The sequence below is a fragment of the Flavobacterium sp. CG_23.5 genome (genome assembly GCF_017875765.1).
GTDB lineage: Bacteria > Bacteroidota > Bacteroidia > Flavobacteriales > Flavobacteriaceae > Flavobacterium.
The window spans coordinates 148,761-168,303 of record NZ_JAGGNA010000001.1 but is presented as its reverse complement, the minus strand read 5'-3'; the positions used below and the strand labels follow the sequence as shown (position 1 = coordinate 168,303).

Sequence of the window (19,543 nt, the reverse complement as noted above, 5' to 3'; positions counted from 1 at the left end):
GCAACGTCGAACCAACACCTAAGCAATAGCTACTGAACGATTCTATATTTGCCCTATTGAATTTGTTTAGTACAGTCAACTATCATAAGAGAATATTCAACTTGATTGGTCAAAAAGATTTTTAATAAGATCTACAAGCGTTAGTCTATTCGTTCAACTTTATGAAAATATTTTTAAAGCCTCTTTGCCACTTAAAATAATTAAAAAATCATTAAGAGTATTTTTGTAAAGAGACTTTCTTTTACACTACAAATCAACTATATTTACGTTAAAGTAAGTTCTAAAAAGACCTTTTTGGGGTTTTTAGTCTGATAGCTATCGAACGAAGCCAAGTTGTGTGATATTTTCGAGAACCGAGTAATTAATATTATATTAGAACTAAATTCACCCTATGCGAAACATTCTCCACCTGCTACTGATTTTAATTTCAGTAGGAAATAGCTTTGGACAATCAAAAGATGTCAAAGAAATTGAGAATACGTTATCTTTTAACAAGGAATACACTACAAATATAGTATCGTTAATTAAAGCTTCCTCTGAAAATACAAATATAAACCCTACCAAATCAATTGATTTTGCAGAAGAAGCGCTTCTCGAATCAAAAAAAATTAAATCTTTATATTATGAAATGCAAAGCCTAAATAAATTAGGTTTTGCATTATTTGTTACCGGCAATTATTCCAGGGGATTAAAAATTTCATTGCAAGGACAACAATTAGCTGAGAAATTAAATGACAATAATGGTATCCTCAGTGCCTATAATAATATTGGAAATATTTACAGGAGACAAGGAAATTACAATGGTGCGATTGCAACCTTATTACTGGCAAAGAAACTTTTAGAAGAAAAAAAGTTGTCTGGTAGCAATATAATTTCAACGTTAGGTATCTGCTATCTTGAAACAGGGCAAACAGACTTGGCAATAAAATACCTTCAAGATGCTTATCAGCAAAGCCTTAGAGTTAAAAGCGATCAAATTTCTATTATTTATAACCGATTAGGGGATTTGCAGTCGAAATTAAATAATATTCCATTAGCGTTGGAATATTACCGCCTTGGCGTAGCGACTGCCACGGAGAGAGAACAATACAGATGGTTATGTTTTAATTATCTTTCATTAGCAACTTTGTATTTTAACCAAAAGCAGACCGATTCAAGTATAGTTTATGCACAGAAAGCAATTTCGATAGGAAAACACAAATTTCTTCATCAAACCCAAAAGGCTGCAATAGTTCTTTCTGATTCTTACAATCAATTGAAACAGTCCGATAGCTGTTTAAAATATTTACGGATGGCCATGACTATCAAAGATACTATCCAAAATAACAAAGAGGAATCAGAAATCCAAAACCTCTTATTTGAGGATCGCCTCCAAAAAATAGAAGTCGCTGAAGAAAAAGTACGATTGGCAGAGGAACGTGCCCACAATCTTCAATATTCGGCAATTGCTGTAACACTAATTCTTTTTGTGATAACTTTCCTAATCTTTAGCCATTCGAAGTTTGCCAATAAGGCAACAATACGTTTTTTGGGAATCTTATCTTTGTTAATTATCTTTGAATTCATCAATTTACTTCTTCATCCGTACCTTGGCGGATTGGTTCATCATTCTCCAATACTCATGTTGTCCATAATGGTTTTAATCGCTTCACTTTTGATTCCGTTGCACCATAAATTGGAACATTGGATAACAGAAAAACTAATCGAAAAAAACAACAAAATAAGATTAGCCGCTGCGAAAAAAGTAATTGAACAAATAGGGCGCTGAAAATCAAAAAAAAAAGTCGCAAAAAAGTTAAGGCTTCGTTACTTTGACCGCGGCGAACCAAAACCCAAGCAATCGCAAATGGAAGAAGTAATGATATCTTTGTTGAACCCGTCACGGCGAGAAGGCAGGAACCAATCATGAGTCCATTCCTATGGAATTATCGTAAAAATATTTGAAGGATTTCAAGAGGGTTTGATATCCTCTTTTTTTTATGGCATACTGTTATAAAGCATATTGAGCTCTATTTTGTTCATTTTCTAGTACAAATTATAAGCTTCACTGTTAAATAACCGAATAAGGAAGTTGCTTTTTGACTAATATCAATGGGGAAATTGCATTCTAGGATTGCAAAGAGAATCAATAAAAAAACTGTAAAGGACCAATAAATTTAAAGCTAAAACAGTTACAAAGATTATTATCCTAATGAAAAAAAACTGGTATTGGACTAGGATTGCAAATCCACGCCATAGGATTTTTCGAAAAAAATTGACAAGATTATGGTAATCAATAAAGCTATACTTTCAATACAATCTTTAATTGACTTCTTCTTTTTGGTAAATAGGATACATTTTTTTCATAACTTTCAACAATGCGGTAGCGAATAAACTGCTACAATCACCCCAAGGGCTTATAGCCCGTGAATGTTGGTGAAATTAAAAATACAATAGCCATAACCCTAAATCCAAATAATGAAAATACTATTAATTTCACTCGGAGTAATCGTTGTAGCCTTTATCATCGTTCAATTATACGCCATGAACGAGCAAAAAAATATTGAATCCTATCCATATGTAGTCAATAAAAAGTACGACACATTTGAAATCCGTAACTACGAAGCAACTTTGTTTTCTTCTGTCAAACTCTCTACTAAAGATTATAAAGAGGCGTCCAGCAAAGGGTTCTCAATTTTAGCCGGATACATTTTTGGTGGAAATGAAAAGAATGAAAAAATAGCGATGACTTCACCTGTAGCCATGTCCTTGGAAGATTCCATGACGGTTATGTTTATGGTTCCCAAAAAATTCAAAAAAGAAACCCTTCCACAGCCTAACCAATCGCGAATAGAGTTTCGCGAGGAACCGGCAAAAACTGTTGCTGCCATTACCTTTGGCGGTTGGGCAAATGCTGAAAAAATAGAAAAATATAAAGAGAAATTGAAGGCAGCTTTGGATGCCGAGGGAATAAAATACACAAACCGATTTTACTTTTTGGGATACAATCCCCCTTTTGAAGTTATTAATCGTAAAAATGAAGTTATTGTTGAGTTGGAAATCGCACCCGTTGAACTAATTAAACAATAATAAAGTTGTCCGAAGTGTTATAAATCGGATTGAGCGTATATGAACTAGCTGTCGAGGAAAGGGAATTGTCAAATAACCGAATTTAAAAAAAAAAGGAAACTGATTGAATATTACGCAACAAGTAACATCATAGAATTAAATAATATTTTAAATTTTTTAGTATGGAAGGCTTAATAATGAATTATCCACTCACAACGACTACCATTCTTGAATATGGAAACAGCGTCTATCATCATAAAAAAATAATAAGCTACTTACCAGACGGAACCCGACAGGAATATCTCTTTGGTGACATGTACAAACGATGTAAAAAGTTAGCCAATGCGTTGACACTAAAATTAGGAATCACTAAAGGGGACATGGTGGGTACTTTTGCATGGAACCACGCGCCTCACGTTGAATTGTATTATGGTATTTCAGGTGTAGGAGCTATTTGTCATCCTATAAATATTAGGTTAACAAGCCATCAAACGGAATATATAATCAACAATTCTGAAGATAAAGTTATTTTTGTGGATGCAACTTTAGTCCCATTAATAGAAAAAATTGCCAGCCTGCTGGAAACAGTAGAATGTTATGTGATCATAAATGCCGCTAAAGACTTTAAAACCTCTTTGCTAAATACTATACACTACGAAGATTTACTGGCAGAGCAATCACAAGATTTTGAATGGCCCACGTTAAACGAAAATGATGCTTGCGGAATGTGTTATACAAGCGGAACAACGGGTTTGCCAAAAGGAGTTTTATACTCTCATAGGTCAACGTATTTACATGCTTCAACCATTATATCACCAAATGCCGGAAATTTTAGTAATCTAGATACCATTTTATTGATTGTACCACAATTTCACGTAATGGCTTGGGGATTTCCGTATTTATGTCTGTTGTCTGGATCAAACATGGTACTACCCTCTTCCAATTTACAACCAGAAGCTATTATTAAAATTCTTCAAGAAGAAAAAGTTACTAAAGCAAATGGAGTACCCACAATTTGGTTAGGCGTTTATGATGCCATGAAGAAGAATCCACCACAAGAAAAACTAGCACTGGAAGAATATCTTGTAGGGGGATCTGCATTACCCAAAAGTCTTATCGAAGGTTTCGAAAAAGATTTCGGGATAAAAGGAGTTCAGGCCTGGGGAATGACAGAAACATCACCTTTGGGTACCGTTTCCAGATTACAAATAAAGCATGCCCATTTATCCGATAACGAAAAACTGGACATCCGTGCCAAACAAGGAACTGCTTTTCCTGGTGTGGAATTAAGGATTATGACAGATGACGGCGCTTTGGCACCCGCAGATGGTAAAACCATGGGAGAATTACAAATCAAAGGCGCATGGGTTATCAATTCTTATTTTAAAACCAATAATCAGGAAAGTTTTACGGAAGATGGTTGGTTTAAGACGGGCGATGTCAGCACTATCGATGCAGACGGTTATATGGAAATTAAAGACCGAACAAAAGACCTTATAAAAAGCGGAGGCGAATGGATCTCTAGTGTTGCCTTGGAATCTGCATTAATGGCTCATCCTAAAATTAAAGAAGCGGCCGTAATTGCCATCGCAGACGAAAAATGGGTAGAAAAACCTTTGGCTTCCATAGTCTTGGTCAGAAATGAAGATACAGTTTCAGATGAAGAATTAATTGAATTTTTATCCAGAGACTTCGTAAAATATCAAATTCCAAGAGATTATGTTTTTATAAATGAAGTGCCAAAAACAAGCGTTGGTAAATTTGACAAAAAAGAGATTAGAAGACTTTTTGCGGCGGGAAAACTTACTTGAACAGCATAATTCCTTATTCTAGTAAACGATTCACTCGCAACCTATTGTGGCAAACCTAATTTGCTTCTAAATAAAGACAATAGTGACTAGCATTACTACCAATTAAGTTCATACATTATTATTTGTTTAATTATTTGTTAAAAAAAATAAACAAAACATATAATTGTGTATCTTTGAGTGTATTAATTTATTTTAAACTTAAAACATTGACTATGAAATTATTAAAAACATTAAGTGTATTGTTATTATCAGGAGTAATCGCTACTTCTTGTGGTAAAAAGAAAGAAGCTGATTCAGCAGAGATGACAGATTCAACAGCAGTAGTAATGGATACAACGGTTGTTGTCGAAACACCAAACATTGTAGGTGTAGCTTCTGCAAATGCAGATTTCTCAACGCTTGTAACAGCAGTAAAAGCAGCAGGATTAGTTGAAACATTAAGTGGAGAGGGTCCTTTTACTGTTTTTGCTCCAAATAACGCTGCCTTTGCAAAACTTCCTGCAGGAACTGTAGATGGTTTATTGAAACCAGAAAATGTAGAAAAACTAAAAGCAGTTTTGACTTATCATGTCGTAGCAGGAAAATTTGACGCTGCAACAGTGACTGATGCTATCAATAAAAATAACGGAAAATACAGTGTTAAAACTGTTCAAGGAGGTACAATCGTTTTAAGCTTGATGGACGGAAAAGTAATGTTGACGGATGAAAAAGGTGGTAGTGCAATGGTTATCCTTGCAGATGTAGCTGCTTCAAACGGAGTTATTCATGCTATTGATAGTGTGGTTATGCCAAAATAATTTTATACCTTATTATTTTAAAAGCCTTTACAGCAGTGTAAAGGCTTTTTTTTGTGAAGTAAAGAACGTAACTTTTTTATTTTTTTGCAACAAACAACAGTTCTAACAATAATTTTGAAAACTATAATAAAACTGTCAATGGGTAAGAATTGCAAATCCCTATTTCATTTTGTGATTGAGAAAATCTTAGAGGCAATCCGTTTTTCTATTTTATCCCAATATTTCATTATCAAGCAAAGTTGGAATTCGCAGAGATATTTCCCAGCTTCTCTAAATTTATAAAACACGAACTGCTTTTACAAATCTACGTGCATAACCCTCTTTCTTTAAACTTGTAATAATGACTTTCATTTCGCGACTGGAAGATGCGTGGATAAAATCACTTTCCTTTCCTTTTGGATTAGTCACAATACCTATATGACCTATAACATTTCTGCTTGGGCTCAAGAACACTAGAATATCTCCTTTTTGGACTTGATTAATGGGAATTTCTTTTCCGAAATTTTTAAATTCTGAAGAACTTCGCGGAACATGAATTTTAAAATGTTGAAAAACAAAATAAACAAATCCTGAACAGTCAAACCCAGCCCTGGAGGAGCCAGCCGCAATATAGGGCGTCCCTAGTAATCCCATTCCAAAATTCACAATATCATCCCTCAAGGAAACATCAATTTTAATTTGATTTATAATTGTGTCATTCAATACGGTTTCATTCGTTTTAGGAAACTCCTTCGCTCCTCTAAGCGAACCATACGCCACGCAGGAAACAGTTAGTGATAAACCAATTATTTTTGCGAATTTTAAAAAATTTGTCTTTTTGGATGTCATATTAAAAAAATTAGATTAACACTTTTAAGCTTGGAAAATGAGTGTAGATGTACTTATATTCCGAAAATAAAGTAGTATTTGCGTGAGTCATAACCATCTTCCACTTTTACAAATCTAACCAAATTTAGATGATTCGAACCGAAAGGGTGTAAAAAAGGCCAATTGCTAACTTGCAAATTAAAACGCGACATTTAATAAACACAAGCTTGCCTTACAATTTAGTAGATTTACCTACCATCAAATAAATATGATTATTTGGATATAAGAATTCCATTTTGGTATTCTGCTTGTTTACTTTCATCTCCACCTGCCCTTTCTCATTCTCTAAGATATAAAGCATATAATTTGGATCTGGAGAATACACTGAAGAGTCCACTATTTTATATTTCAATTTCATGTCAGTAAAAAAGAATACAACATCGTTTTTTTGAGTATCCAAGAACACAAAAGAATACTCATTTCCTGAAATATCACATTCTCCGGTTTTAAAAGGAAGTTCGTCTACACAATACCGTTGCACATTAAATACATGTTCTTGAGAATACAAGCTACCGGATAGCAGGAGCGTTAAAATAAAATATTTCATACTTTTTGATTCTTTTTTAAATTGTTAGATATGTAAACTACCAATTTTTGTAATACAAAAGATATGCCAATAAACTACTTTAGAGGATTGCAGCTAGTCTGTTTTATTTGTTTTGAGGAAAATTTTCATTCTGAATTGTATAAAAAAAGTCGTTTCTTTGACGATTATTCTTTAGAAAAAAGAAATATTAAAATAAAAATTAGATGTAGTTTTTCATTACACATAAAATAATTTTATCAAAAGCATGAATATAAAAAGTGAAATCAATGCATTCAGAAGAACTCTAATGCACCGTTTAACTAAAAACATTGGAACTTCCCATTTTAATCCAGATACAGATTTAACTAAAGTAGAGATTAAAAAGATCCTAATTTGCAGACCAAATCCTAGGTTAGGAAACCAGTTATTAATTACTCCGCTTGTTCAAGAAGTCATTGCAACTTTTCCACAATGTGAAATTGATTTATTCGTAAATGGAGGCTTGGCGGCAATTGTATTTAAAAATTATAAAAACGTCAAGCGAATAATCCAGCTCCCAAGAAAACCTTTTAAAGAGTTAGTAAAATATTTTAAAGGTTGGTTATCCTTAAAAAAACACCCTTATGATATTGTTATTAATGTAGTTGAAAACTCTTCTTCTGGAAGGCTTTCTGCGCAATTTGTGAATTCAAAGTTCAAATTTTTTGGGGATGATGTTGATGATATTAAATCGAAATATCAGGATTACGAACATATTGCTAAATATCCTGTCTATAACTTCAGACATTATTTAACCAAACTTGGATTTAAGGAAAATGACAATCCAGTGCCTTCATTAAACCTATTGTTAAGTGCTTCTGAAATCACCGAAGGTCAAAAAGTACTGCAAAGCATAATTAAAAACGACAAAAAAACTATTTGCATATTTACCTTCGCAACTGGCGACAAATGCTATTCAGAATCGTGGTGGGAACCATTTTATGAACGATTAAAAAAGGAATACCCTGACTATAACATTATTGAAGTTTTACCTGTCGAAAACGTTTCGCAAATAGGATTTAAAGCACCTACCTTTTATAGTAAAGATGTTCGAGAAATCGCTTCATTAATTTCAAATACCAAAGTATTTATTGGTGCCGATAGTGGAATCATGCATTTGGCAAGTTCAGCACAAACGCCTACTGTTGGACTATTTTCCCGCGATAACATAAACATGTATGCGCCTTACGACAACAATAGTGTCGCCATAAATACGAATACCAACTCTATTGATGATTATATCAAAGTAGTAGATGGAATTCTTAAAAAAAAATGATTTGATAAAAATTTAATTACTAAAATTAAACCATTTACTTCAAAATAAGTTTAAATGAAAAAAGAAGCACTTGAGCTTCTTTTTTTCATTTAATAAAACGGGGGCATTGATTTTAATGAAAATAAATTCAATAAAAATAATTGGTTTATTTGTTTTTACCAGCCGCTGTTTAGTCCTTCTTTCAATGCTTTTCCATATTTATCCAAATCAAATTGATATAAATCCGGCGCTTTGTGCGCACCGCCTTTTCTTCTTTCATCCAGTTTTATAAGAATATCGTAACGCAACATTTTTCGATAAAAATTACCTCGATTTAATTTTTGCCCCAAAATAATTTCATACAATTTTTGAAGTTCGGGCATGGTAAATTTTTCCGAAAGCAGATTGTACCCAATCGGTTTGTCATTTAACTGCTTGCGAAGTTTGATTAGTGCTTTATCGAAAATGGCACGATGATCCATCATAAAGTCAGGCAGTTCATCAATTGATCTCCACTCGCAAGCGTCCGAAAGTTCGTCTACAATTAGATTCACCTTAGAATAATCGACCAAAGCATAAAACCCAATGGAAATAAAACGTTGTTTGTTCCAAAGTGTATCCTCGGAATCATCAAAAAATACTTCGGAACGATTCAAATCTCCAAAAACCCTGAATTGTTGTAGGTATATATTTTCGGCACCTGTACGCTGTTTCAAAATTCTTTTGGCAGCTTCGTTTATATTTTCTTGTTTTAAAATATATCCACCGGGAAGCGCCCAAAGGTTTTGCTCTTTCATTTGTAAAACCAAAACTTTTAAAGAGGCATCATGAAAACCAAATATAACGCAGTCAATAGAAAGATTTGGTAGATAATTTGCCCAAGATTCTTCTGATTTTTCTTCCAATATTTTTTTTAATTCCATTGCTTTAAATTGTTGTCAAATCTACTAATTTGATTTTAACTATCACTTTACTAATTATATAAAACAGTATTAAAGATATTTTTTTTGCAAATATTAAAAATAATAATTAATATTGCTTCATAATGAAGCAATGAAAATAACCAAAAAACTAAATCTAACTTTATGAAAAACAATTCTATCCAGAAAATCACAAAGATTTCGCTGCTTTCTTTATTAGTTTTTTCAGGAATTTCTTGGAATACAAAATCAGGAAATGGCAAGATTGAAAAAGACCCAACTATTACCGTAAACGGATTCACTTTCACCGATTTCAATAATAATGGAAAACTGGATAAATACGAAGATTATCGGCTTTCTATGGAAGATCGAATCCAAGATTTAATCAATAAAATGACTGATGAAGAAAAAGCTAGTATGTTAATAGGAACAGGAATGCCAGGTTTTGACACAGTCACTTGTAGACCTATTCTTGGCGGTTATCAAGGAAAAGTACCCGGAGCTGCAGGTGGAACTTATGAAATAAAAAGATTAGGAATTCCTGCAATTGTAGTTTCTGATGGTCCGGCAGGAGTTCGTATTAAACCAGTAAGAGACAATTACAGCAATACTTATTATGCGACGGCTTTTCCTGTTGGTACTGCTTTAGCTTCCACGTGGAATGAAAAGCTTATTTACAATGTGGGAAAAGCGATGGGTAATGAAGTTAAGGAATACGGAATTGATGTTTTATTAGGCCCTGGAATGAATATTCACAGAAATCCATTATGTGGTAGAAATTTTGAATACTACTCAGAGGATCCTTTAATTGCTGGTAAAATTGCTGCTGCAATGGTAAATGGAGTTCAATCAAATGGTGTTGGAACTTCTATCAAACACTTCGCAGCTAATAATCAAGAGAGAAACCGTATGGGCATAAACGCTCATGTAAGCGAAAGAGCCATGCGTGAAATTTATTTAAGAGGTTTTGAAATTACTGTAAAAGAAGCTAATCCTTGGACCATAATGTCATCCTATAATTTAGTAAACGGCACTTATACTTCTGCCAGAAAAGATTTATTGACTACGGTTCTTCGTAAAGAATGGGGTTTTAAAGGACTGGTTATGTCAGACTGGTTTGGTGGTTATAACGACTTCATGTCGGCATTTAAAAAAGATGCGGTAAGTGATGTAGTAAAACAACTTTCCGCTGGAAACGATTTATTGATGCCCGGACTTTATGCTCAACAACAAAGTATTTTAAAAAATATTAAAAACGGAAAATTATCAAAAGAGGTTATTAATATCAATCTAAGAAGAGTACTGGAATTGGTTATGAAATCCCCTGCAATGAACAAGTATAAATATTCTGATAAACCCAACTTAAAAGAAAATGCTGACGTTACCAGACAAGCTGCGGCTGAAGGAATAATTTTATTGAAAAATAATAATGTTTTACCTTTTACTTCAAAATCATCTCCTTTGGCCGTCTTCGGAAATACATCTTACGATTTTATTTCCGGTGGAACGGGCAGTGGCGATGTAAACGAAGCTTATTCTGTTTCACTAATTGACGGACTTACCAATTCAGGTTTTTCAATCGATACAGAATTAGAAGGATTGTATAAACCCTATACTGCCGACCTAAATGCGAAAGAAATGGCTCGTCGCGAGAAAGAAGGCGGATTATTGGCAACCCCAAAAAGAATTCCTGAATTAGAATTGAATACAGAAATTATTTCCAAGAAAGCGAATTCATCAGAACTTGCTTTGATTACCATTGGAAGAAATGCTGGTGAAGCAGCTGATAGGAATGAAGATTCCGATTTTAATTTGGCTCCGGATGAGGTTACTTTAATCAACAATGTTGCTGAAGCTTTTCATGCAAAAGGAAAAAAAGTAGTTGTGATTTTAAATATTGGCGGTGTAATTGAAACAGCCAGTTGGAGAGAAAAAGTAGATGCTATTCTTTTGCCTTGGCAACCCGGTCAAGAAGGTGGAAATTCTGTTGCTGATGTTTTTTTAGGAAAAGTAACCCCTTCAGGAAAATTAACGATGACTTTCCCAGTAAAATATGAAGACACTCCATCTGCCAAAAACTGGATTGGCACACCCGCAGAAAATCCAACGAGCGTAAATTATGAAGAAGGCGTCTATGTTGGCTACCGTTATTTCAATACTTTTAATGTAAAACCAGCTTATGAATTTGGTTACGGATTATCATATACAACATTTGATTATTCTAATCTTACATTAGGTGCAGTTTCATTTACAAACAAAATGACGGTTTCTGTAACTATTAAAAATACAGGTAAAACAGCAGGTAAAGAAGTAGTTGAATTATACCTTTCAGCTCCATCAAAATCAATTGACAAACCAAAAGAAGAATTAAAGGCATTTGGTAAAACCAATTTATTGCAACCTGGAGAAAGTCAAACCATAGTTTTAACATTAAATATAAAAGATCTAGCTTCATTTGTTCCAAATAAAAATGCTTGGATTGCTGAAGCTGGAAAATACAAAGTTCTAATTGGCGCCTCATCATTAGACATCAGAAAAACAGCCGAATTTTCTCTAGCAAATGAAAAAATTGTAGAGAAAACAAACCCTGCCTTTGCTCTTGATTTAAAATTTACAGATTTGAAAAACTAATTACTGTTTTTTTTAATAAGAAAAAAAGGATTCGACTTACACCGAATCCTTTTTTTATGGAATATTGTTCCATTATTTACTTTACTTTTCTTTCCAATTCTAATTTTGCGATTGGTTGGTGTACAAAAGCAACTTCTTCAATTTCAACAACATTTTTTTAACAACCTAAATAGTGCGGGGCTCAAGATACCTTCGATTTGATGTTGTAAATTTTAGGAATTTACAAAAAATAGAGATCAATTATAATAGCACAAATTACGGCCGAAAAATAAAACAGACGTATTTTAAATACTCTTATTAAAAAAAAACGCAACTATCTTCTATTATTGCAAATTATCGGTAAATGAAGTATCACAATTGCAATTACCTCCTGTAATTTAGACAGAAATTGACCTTTAATTTGCTTCCGATTGCTGGGATTTATAAGTTTAAAGTTAAAGGATATGTAGTAAGTTTTTTATAATTTTAAATGCGCAAAATATAAAGATTTTATAAAGATTTAGGACTTCTAAAGATAATTTAGAAATTTGAGAGTCTAATTATGGCTTGTAATTATTGTTTCATAAGAATTTGTTTTACTACTTTTACAACTCATAAAAATAGAACTATGTCTGTCGCAAAAAAAGATTACAAAAGAATTACCACCAAGTCACTGATTGAAATGAAAGCCAATGGTGAAAAAATCTCTATGCTTACTGCTTATGATTATACCATGGCAAAAATCGTTGATACTGCTGGAATCGATGTGATTCTTGTGGGCGATTCTGCATCTAATGTTATGGCAGGTCACGAAACGACTCTACCTATCACTCTAGATCAGATGATTTATCATGCTTCTTCAGTAGTTAGAGCAATCGAAAGAGCTTTGGTTGTAGTTGATTTACCTTTTGGAAGTTATCAGTCAGACCCGAAAGAAGCCTTGCGTTCCGCTATTAGAATTATGAAAGAAAGCGGCGGACATGCGGTGAAACTGGAAGGTGGAAAAGAAATAAAAGAGTCAATCAAAAAAATTCTAAATGCAGGAATTCCAGTTATGGGACATTTGGGTTTAACCCCACAATCCATTTATAAATTTGGAACCTATACCGTTCGTGCCAAAGAAGATGAGGAAGCTGACAAACTAATGGAAGACGCTAAATTGCTTGAAAAACTGGGATGTTTTGCCTTAGTTCTTGAAAAAATCCCGGCCCATTTAGCCGAAAAAGTGGCTCAAAGCATTTCGATTCCAGTGATTGGAATTGGAGCTGGTGGCGGTGTTGACGGTCAGGTTCTTGTAATCCATGATATGTTAGGAATGAATAATGAGTTTAGTCCTCGTTTCTTGAGACGCTATATGAATCTATACGAAGGAATGACGACTGCAATTGGTCAGTATGTTGCTGATGTGAAATCAAGTGATTTCCCAAATGCTAATGAACAGTATTAACCATTTATTAAAGTAACTTAAAGAACCAATGCCTATATTTGTCTTAAAATAAATACAAACCCATTATGCTCGAAATACCTACTACTTATATAGTTATTCCCTGCTATAATGAAGAAAAAGGCCTTTTATCCAAGGAATATTCTAGGTTTCTTGATACTATACCTGAGGCAATTATTTGTTTTGTGAATGATGGTTCTACTGACAAAACACTACAAGAGCTCACTCTCTTACAGGAAAAACATTCGGGTCAGGTTCATATTGTTTCGTTGCTGAAAAATTCAGGAAAGGCGGAAGCAGTTAGAACCGGTATTAATTATTGCAACCAAAATTTTAACTACCAATTCATTGGGTATCTAGATGCTGATTTAGCGACCTCACTTGAAGAATTCATGGAACTTAAAGCCTATTTGCGGGAGGAAGTAGTATTTTGCTTTGGTTCCCGAATAAGAAAAATTGGATCCACAATTGAGCGTGAAAATAGTCGATTTTTGATAGGTAGAGTTATAGCTACTTTTATTTCACAGGTATTGGACTTAAAAGTGTACGATACACAATGCGGTTGTAAGGTTTTCACAAAAGACGTTTCCAAGCTTTTATTCGAAAAAGAATTCCTTTCAAAATGGCTTTTTGATGTTGAATTATTCTTCAGGATGATGCTTATTTATGGCAAAGAAAAAGCAATCCAAAAAATGTATGAAGTTCCATTAAAATTATGGATCGAAAAAGGAAATTCGAAAGTGAAAGCAACCTACTTTTTTACACTTTGGACTGATTTGTACCAAATCAATAAAAAATATAAAAGACTATTACACAATCCCTCTAACCAAAACCTATAGACAATGCTTGCAGATAAATTTAAAAACAATTCCTATATCCTTTATATTTCTGTAATTATTCTCATCCTATTTCGATTATTACTGACAGCGACCGTTCCGTTATTAGACAAAACCGAAGCTCGTTATGCCGAAATAGCACGAATAATGTGGGAAACAAATCAATGGGTGGTTTTACAAATTGATTACGGTGTTCCATTTTGGGCAAAGCCACCATTATCAACTTGGATGTCCGCGGTCAGCTTTGCTGTTTTCGGCATCAATGAATTTGCTTCAAGATTGCCTTCTTTTATTTTAAACCTTTTACTAATAATACTAACCGGACGAATCGCTAAAAAAAGCGGCGTCTCTTTTTATCTACCAGGTTTTATTTTATTGACAATGCCTGAATTTTTAATTCATACCGGAGTTGTTTCGACAGATACAGCTTTGGGTTTTTGTATTACACTGATGATGCTTTCTTTTTGGAAAACAATGAATAGTGCGGGAAAAACATTTTGGAATTATATCTTTTTTGTTGCTTTAGGTTTAGGTCTATTGGCAAAAGGACCGTTAATAATTGTATTGACATTCCCACCGCTTTTTTTATGGTGCTGTCTTGACAAAAATAGATTTAAGGATTTATTTTCTAAATTTTCTATTGTGCTGGGCATTTTAATATCAGCGATAATCGCAATTCCTTGGTATTATTTTGCAGAACAACAAACGCCAGGTTTTCTTGATTACTTTATTGTTGGGGAACATTACAAGCGTTTTGTGGAATCTGGATGGAAAGGAGATTTGTATGGAAATCCAAAATCAGTGCCTCTCGGAATGATTTGGTTGTTCCTAATTGCCTTTGCTTTTCCATGGATACAGATTGTATTATTCAAATTATGGAAAAACAGACAAACAATATTTAAAAACAAATGGGTTTCCTTTTTGGTTTTATGGCTGTTTTGGACACCAATTTTCTTCACAATTTCGAGAAATATTCTTCATACTTATATCCTTCCGGTAACGATACCCATTATGTTTTTGATGGTGTATTGGTGGCCAGAGTATAAAAACAAAAAAGTAGCCATTCGGATTTCATTGATTTTTCCACTTATTGTATTCATCGCTTATATTGGCTTATTTGCAACTGGAAAAGTGGATAATTATATTAATTCCGATAAATACCTTTTGGAAAACCTGAAAATCACAACAGCAAATAAGGAAACTCCTTTATATTATTGGGAAAGCAAGAATTACTCAGGACAGTTTTATTCAAATGGAAAAGCGCAAACATTGAAAACATTTAACGAACTAGACTCCGTTTTAATTAGTAACAAAAAAATATTTTTTGTTATTTCCACCAAAAAAGTGGTAGACATTCCAAAAAAATATAAAGACCAATTGATTTTAACCCAAAGCAATTACAAAACTTCTATTTTTGTATCAAAACAAAAGCCCTAAGTAAGTAATGAAAATAATATCCAATAAAGACAACCTCCAAATCCTGCACGTAGACAATCATCTAATTGTGGTTAATAAACGCGTAGGCGACATTGTACAAGGGGACAAAACGGGAGATAAACCATTGAGCGAGGTTGTGAAAGAATACATAAAAGACAAATACAATAAACCTGGGGAGGTATTCCTGGGAGTAGTCCATAGATTAGACAGGCCAACAACAGGAATCGTGGTTTTTGCCAGAACCAGTAAGGCTTTGACCCGCATGAATGAGTTATTTAGCAATCGTGAAACGCAAAAAACATATTGGGCAATTGTAAAAAATAAACCCGAAAAAAACGAAGATAAATTGGTTCATTTCATAAAAAGAAACGAAAAAAACAACACTTCAAAAGCACATATAAAGGAAGTTCCAGACAGTAAATTAGCCAGTTTGGACTATAAAATATTGAAGGAACTCAATAATTATTTTGCCCTCGAAATCAATCTTCATACAGGAAGGCATCATCAAATTCGGGCTCAACTTTCAGCCATTGGTTCACCGATAAAAGGCGATTTAAAATACGGTTTTGACCGAAGCAATCCTGACGGAGGAATACATTTACATGCTAAAAAGTTAGTTTTCATTCATCCCGTTTCTAAAGAAACTATTGAAATTATTGCGCCAACCCCTTCTGATTCAATTTGGGACGCTTTATGATTTTTTTTGTAAGAATGATTCATTATGTAAATTATAAAAATTAACTTGCATAGCACTTAATAAATTGTGTGTCCTATGAATTACAAAACGAACATAGCTGCTAGAAAAGAAACTTTAATTAAGTTACTGAATGTCATAATCACTCACGAAAATGAAATTATTGACGCTTTATATCAGGATTTCAAGAAGCCTGCTTTTGAAGCGGTGCTCACAGAAACTAATTATGTGATTTCTGAATTAAAAGATACCATTAAGAATATACATAAATGGGCCAGACCAAAAAAGGTTTTTCCATTCCTACTCAATTTTCCCTCTACGGATTATATTTATAAAGAACCTTACGGCAAAGTATTGATTATAGCTCCTTGGAATTATCCGTTTCAATTAGCGCTTTGCCCTTTAATTTCAGCTGTCGCGGCCGGAAATCAAGTGGTGCTCAAACCCTCAGAACTCACGCCCAAAACTTCTGAGATTATCACAAAAATTATAGAGAAAACTTTCGCTGTTAATCATGTACAAGTGAAGCAAGGAGGTCTTGAAGTTTCTCAAAAACTGCTTTCAGAGCGCTGGGATTACATCTTTTTTACAGGAAGTGTTCCTGTGGGGAAAATCGTTGCAAAAGCCGCAGCTGAAAACTTAACTCCCGTAACTCTTGAATTAGGAGGTAAAAATCCCTGTATCATTGACAATACTGCAAATTTAAAATTAGCAGCAAAAAGAATCGTTTGGGGCAAGTTTATCAATGCAGGACAAACCTGTATCGCACCCGATTATATTTTGATTCAAAAAGACATGAAAAGACATTTTATGGAATTCATGAAATTGGAAATCACTAAAGCTTATGGCGAAAATCCAAAATCATCCCCAGATTATGCCCGAATTATAAATACCAAAAACTGGCTTCGTTTAGCGAATATGATAGAGGAAAACAAAGTGATTTTTGGAGGTCAAACTGATATAGAAGATTGTTACATCTCCCCTACCCTTATTGACGAATCCAGTGTAGACACTTTGATTATGCAAGATGAAATTTTTGGTCCCTTGTTACCAATACTTTCCTATGAAAATGAAGGTGATATAAATAGGATAATTTCTAAATACGAAAAGCCATTATCATTATACGTATTTACTGAAGACAAGAAATTTGCAAAAAAAATAATTAAGCACTATTCTTTTGGAGGAGGTTGTATAAACGATACTGTGGTGCATTTTTCTAATAAAAGACTCCCTTTTGGTGGGGTTGGCCATAGCGGAATAGGTGCGTATCATGGTAGTTTAAGTTTCGATACTTTTTCTCATAAAAAAGGAATTGTAAAAAAAGCAAACTGGTTGGATTTACCAATGCGTTATGCACCATATAATGACAAATTAAAATCCATTCAAAAACTATTAAAATGGATTTAATTAATGAAAAGTCAGTAAGCGACGCCATAATATTTAGGCGGTCCGTTCGGGTGTTTAAAAACGAAGCTATTGATGAACAAAAAGTAAAAGATTGCATCCACTTAGCCACACTTGCAGCGACCAGCAGCAATATGCAACTTTGGGAATTTTACCATATCGTATCACCAGACATAATTAAGCAAATAGCAGTCGCCAGTTTTGATCAAAATGGCGCAAAAACTGCACAACAATTACTAGTTGTGGTGGTTAGAAAAGATTTGTGGAGAAAAAGGATGAAATCAAATATTGCATTTTTAAAATCCCAATTTGGAAATAAACCAGAAACTGAATACTCCAAAAGGGAAAAATTTGCGCTGAATTATTATAAGAAAATCATTCCTACAATTTACACTGATTTTTTTGGGATATTAGGCGCGATAAAATTCCTTGCTTTTTATATTATCGGAATTTTTAAGCCCATTTATAGACAAGTAAGTCAAAGTGACATGCGGATTGTGGCTCATAAAAGCGCCGGACTTGCCGCACAAAATTTTATGATAAGTATGGCTGCCCTAAATTATGATACTTGTCCAATGGAAGGTTTTGACTCGATTAGAATAAAAAAAATACTACACCTGCCTGCTTCTGTTGAAATAAATATGATTATCGGATGTGGACTTAGAGATGAAGAAGGAATATACGGAGAACGCTTCAGAATTCCTTTTGAAGAAGTCTATTTTAAAATATAAATAATTTAAATTAATCAATAAAAACCAAAAATTAAATGATGAGAACTACACAAGAAAAAATAGAAGAAATAAAAACCAATGGATACCAAATAGATTTTGGAAACGTTTTTAACCTAGCCTTTGAAAATTATAAAAAAATCGCGTTATATGCTGGTTTGATGATTTTTGTATTCTCAGTTATATTAGGACTTCTAGCTGGTGGAATAGTAATATTTACTTTTGGAGTTTCGGCACTAAACGAAAAAATGTTAGATAATCTAAAAACTGAAAATTTCACAGGAATTTATATGATTTTATATATTATTTCAGCTGTATTGTTAACTTGCCTGTTAAGTCCTTTCCCTGCGGGATTAATTAAAATGGCCCACTGTGCTCAAAAAGATGAGGAATTCCATGTTTCAACCATTTTCGAATATTATAAAAAGCCTTATTTTGCTGAATTGGTTATTTCAACTTTGCTGATTTCGATATTTAGTTCTGTTTTATCCTCAATACTGGATTATTCCGGAATTAAATTTGTTGGATCACTGATTGCAATGCTAGTATCATTTCTTACTTTCTTAACTATTCCATTAATTATTTTTGGAAACTTAAAAGCTGTAGAGGCCATAAAATCCAGTATCATAATCGTTTCGAAACAACCATTAGTTCTCTTGGGATTATTAATTGTAAGCTTTATAGCGTCCATGGTAGGATTCATTGGATGTTGCATTGGAATATTTTTTACCATTCCTTTTATTTATTCTATGTATTACGCGATTTACGTGTCTATTATAGGAATAGATTCAGAAACTGAGTTTGAATAAATTACTTTAAATTTGAATTTTTTTTTTATTAAAACACAACCTACTTTTTTTAGGTTGTGTTTTGTAAAAAAATCATATATTACTAGCCAAAAAAGATAAGATCCCCGAATCAAATCTTTCAAACCTAATCTAAATTTTTCTATGGTATTCTGCTATAGCCAATTATACTTTATTCCAAAAAAAATAATTTTATTTTGGATGTCTAATCCACTAGTAATCCAAATTTTATTTTGCATTATAATTCCTATTTTAATTATTTTTTTAATTTACAAAATTTTAAAAATAAGAACCGGATTAAAAAGTAATATACTAGAAAAA

Annotated in this window: 16 protein-coding genes; 13 read left to right on the top strand and 3 right to left on the bottom strand. The window is 33.3% G+C overall.

Annotated features, from left to right (window positions below; translation table 11 throughout):
- Positions 1-391: 391 nt before the first annotated feature.
- The 4 genes from H4V97_RS00580 (at position 392) to H4V97_RS00565 (ending at position 5,656) form a co-directional block, all read left to right on the top strand.
- Positions 392-1,768 carry a tetratricopeptide repeat protein gene (locus H4V97_RS00580; protein WP_209548647.1) on the top strand — a complete coding sequence of 459 codons (1,377 nt, stop codon included), beginning with the start codon at positions 392-394 and terminating at the stop codon, positions 1,766-1,768.
- Between the two features lie 689 nt (positions 1,769-2,457).
- The gene (locus H4V97_RS00575; protein WP_196849690.1) at positions 2,458-3,069 is read left to right on the top strand and encodes an SOUL family heme-binding protein; all 612 of its coding nucleotides are present in this window, start codon (positions 2,458-2,460) and stop codon (positions 3,067-3,069) included.
- Positions 3,070-3,230: 161 nt separating this feature from the next.
- Entirely contained in the window at positions 3,231-4,859 is a 1,629-nt protein-coding gene (locus H4V97_RS00570; RefSeq protein WP_231385418.1) for a long-chain fatty acid--CoA ligase, read from the top strand.
- A 212-nt stretch (positions 4,860-5,071) separates the two neighbouring features.
- Entirely contained in the window at positions 5,072-5,656 is a 585-nt protein-coding gene (locus H4V97_RS00565) for a fasciclin domain-containing protein (RefSeq protein ID WP_196849691.1), read from the top strand.
- A 276-nt stretch (positions 5,657-5,932) separates the two neighbouring features.
- Here the strand turns inward: H4V97_RS00565 and H4V97_RS00560 are convergent, their stop codons facing one another.
- Together H4V97_RS00560 and H4V97_RS00555 are read right to left on the bottom strand one after the other, a co-directional pair.
- Positions 5,933-6,484: a C40 family peptidase gene (locus H4V97_RS00560; protein ID WP_196849692.1), complete on the bottom strand. Its 552-nt coding sequence runs from the start codon at positions 6,482-6,484 to the stop codon at positions 5,933-5,935.
- Positions 6,485-6,695: 211 nt separating this feature from the next.
- Positions 6,696-7,070 carry a hypothetical protein gene (locus H4V97_RS00555; protein ID WP_196849693.1) on the bottom strand — a complete coding sequence of 125 codons (375 nt, stop codon included), beginning with the start codon at positions 7,068-7,070 and terminating at the stop codon, positions 6,696-6,698.
- Between the two features lie 244 nt (positions 7,071-7,314).
- On the opposite strand from H4V97_RS00555, the gene H4V97_RS00550 reads away from it, so the two are divergent.
- Positions 7,315-8,364 (top strand): glycosyltransferase family 9 protein, encoded by a 1,050-nt coding sequence (locus H4V97_RS00550; protein WP_196849694.1) that lies wholly within the window; start codon positions 7,315-7,317, stop codon positions 8,362-8,364.
- 155 nt (positions 8,365-8,519) lie between these two features.
- On the opposite strand, the gene H4V97_RS00545 is transcribed toward H4V97_RS00550, so the two are convergent.
- The gene (locus H4V97_RS00545) at positions 8,520-9,266 is read right to left on the bottom strand and encodes an NUDIX hydrolase (protein WP_196849695.1); all 747 of its coding nucleotides are present in this window, start codon (positions 9,264-9,266) and stop codon (positions 8,520-8,522) included.
- A 162-nt stretch (positions 9,267-9,428) separates the two neighbouring features.
- Between H4V97_RS00545 and H4V97_RS00540 the strand changes: the two genes are divergently transcribed.
- The 8 genes from H4V97_RS00540 to H4V97_RS00505 all read left to right on the top strand — a co-directional run bounded on the left by H4V97_RS00540 (position 9,429) and on the right by H4V97_RS00505 (position 19,225).
- Entirely contained in the window at positions 9,429-11,894 is a 2,466-nt protein-coding gene (locus H4V97_RS00540) for a glycoside hydrolase family 3 N-terminal domain-containing protein (RefSeq protein ID WP_196849696.1), read from the top strand.
- A 607-nt stretch (positions 11,895-12,501) separates the two neighbouring features.
- Complete coding sequence (gene panB, locus H4V97_RS00535) at positions 12,502-13,320, top strand: 3-methyl-2-oxobutanoate hydroxymethyltransferase (protein ID WP_196849697.1); 819 nt, start codon at positions 12,502-12,504, stop codon at positions 13,318-13,320.
- 65 nt (positions 13,321-13,385) lie between these two features.
- Positions 13,386-14,156, top strand: coding sequence for a glycosyltransferase (locus H4V97_RS00530; RefSeq protein WP_209548646.1), 771 nt, complete (start codon positions 13,386-13,388; stop codon positions 14,154-14,156).
- A gap of 3 nt (positions 14,157-14,159) precedes the next feature.
- Entirely contained in the window at positions 14,160-15,590 is a 1,431-nt protein-coding gene (locus H4V97_RS00525) for an ArnT family glycosyltransferase (RefSeq protein WP_209548645.1), read from the top strand.
- Between the two features lie 7 nt (positions 15,591-15,597).
- A complete protein-coding gene (locus H4V97_RS00520) occupies positions 15,598-16,287 on the top strand; it encodes an RluA family pseudouridine synthase (RefSeq protein ID WP_209548644.1) in 690 nt (229 codons plus the stop codon).
- Positions 16,288-16,362: 75 nt separating this feature from the next.
- Positions 16,363-17,691, top strand: a complete 1,329-nt coding sequence (locus H4V97_RS00515; protein ID WP_209548643.1) for an aldehyde dehydrogenase — start codon at positions 16,363-16,365, stop codon at positions 17,689-17,691.
- Positions 17,682-18,419, top strand: coding sequence for a nitroreductase family protein (locus H4V97_RS00510; protein WP_209548642.1), 738 nt, complete (start codon positions 17,682-17,684; stop codon positions 18,417-18,419). Before H4V97_RS00515 ends, H4V97_RS00510 begins: the two co-directional genes overlap by 10 nt.
- A 35-nt stretch (positions 18,420-18,454) precedes the next feature.
- Positions 18,455-19,225 (top strand): hypothetical protein, encoded by a 771-nt coding sequence (locus H4V97_RS00505; RefSeq protein ID WP_245345170.1) that lies wholly within the window; start codon positions 18,455-18,457, stop codon positions 19,223-19,225.
- Positions 19,226-19,543 lie beyond the last annotated feature (318 nt).

Excerpts from the sequence above, each read along its gene's own strand:
- H4V97_RS00510 (WP_209548642.1), top strand. The coding sequence starts at position 17,682 with ATGGATTTAATTAATGAAAAGTCAGTAAGCGACGCCATAATATTTAGG.
- H4V97_RS00530 (WP_209548646.1), top strand. The coding sequence starts at position 13,386 with ATGCTCGAAATACCTACTACTTATATAGTTATTCCCTGCTATAATGAA.
- H4V97_RS00505 (WP_245345170.1), top strand. The coding sequence starts at position 18,455 with ATGATGAGAACTACACAAGAAAAAATAGAAGAAATAAAAACCAATGGA.
- panB (WP_196849697.1), top strand. The coding sequence starts at position 12,502 with ATGTCTGTCGCAAAAAAAGATTACAAAAGAATTACCACCAAGTCACTG.
- H4V97_RS00540 (WP_196849696.1), top strand. The coding sequence starts at position 9,429 with ATGAAAAACAATTCTATCCAGAAAATCACAAAGATTTCGCTGCTTTCT.
- H4V97_RS00560 (WP_196849692.1), bottom strand. The coding sequence starts at position 6,484 with ATGACATCCAAAAAGACAAATTTTTTAAAATTCGCAAAAATAATTGGT.
- H4V97_RS00555 (WP_196849693.1), bottom strand. The coding sequence starts at position 7,070 with ATGAAATATTTTATTTTAACGCTCCTGCTATCCGGTAGCTTGTATTCT.
- H4V97_RS00515 (WP_209548643.1), top strand. The coding sequence starts at position 16,363 with ATGAATTACAAAACGAACATAGCTGCTAGAAAAGAAACTTTAATTAAG.
- H4V97_RS00570 (WP_231385418.1), top strand. The coding sequence starts at position 3,231 with ATGGAAGGCTTAATAATGAATTATCCACTCACAACGACTACCATTCTT.
- H4V97_RS00565 (WP_196849691.1), top strand. The coding sequence starts at position 5,072 with ATGAAATTATTAAAAACATTAAGTGTATTGTTATTATCAGGAGTAATC.
- H4V97_RS00575 (WP_196849690.1), top strand. The coding sequence starts at position 2,458 with ATGAAAATACTATTAATTTCACTCGGAGTAATCGTTGTAGCCTTTATC.
- H4V97_RS00580 (WP_209548647.1), top strand. The coding sequence starts at position 392 with ATGCGAAACATTCTCCACCTGCTACTGATTTTAATTTCAGTAGGAAAT.
- H4V97_RS00550 (WP_196849694.1), top strand. The coding sequence starts at position 7,315 with ATGAATATAAAAAGTGAAATCAATGCATTCAGAAGAACTCTAATGCAC.
- H4V97_RS00525 (WP_209548645.1), top strand. The coding sequence starts at position 14,160 with ATGCTTGCAGATAAATTTAAAAACAATTCCTATATCCTTTATATTTCT.
- H4V97_RS00545 (WP_196849695.1), bottom strand. The coding sequence starts at position 9,266 with ATGGAATTAAAAAAAATATTGGAAGAAAAATCAGAAGAATCTTGGGCA.
- H4V97_RS00520 (WP_209548644.1), top strand. The coding sequence starts at position 15,598 with ATGAAAATAATATCCAATAAAGACAACCTCCAAATCCTGCACGTAGAC.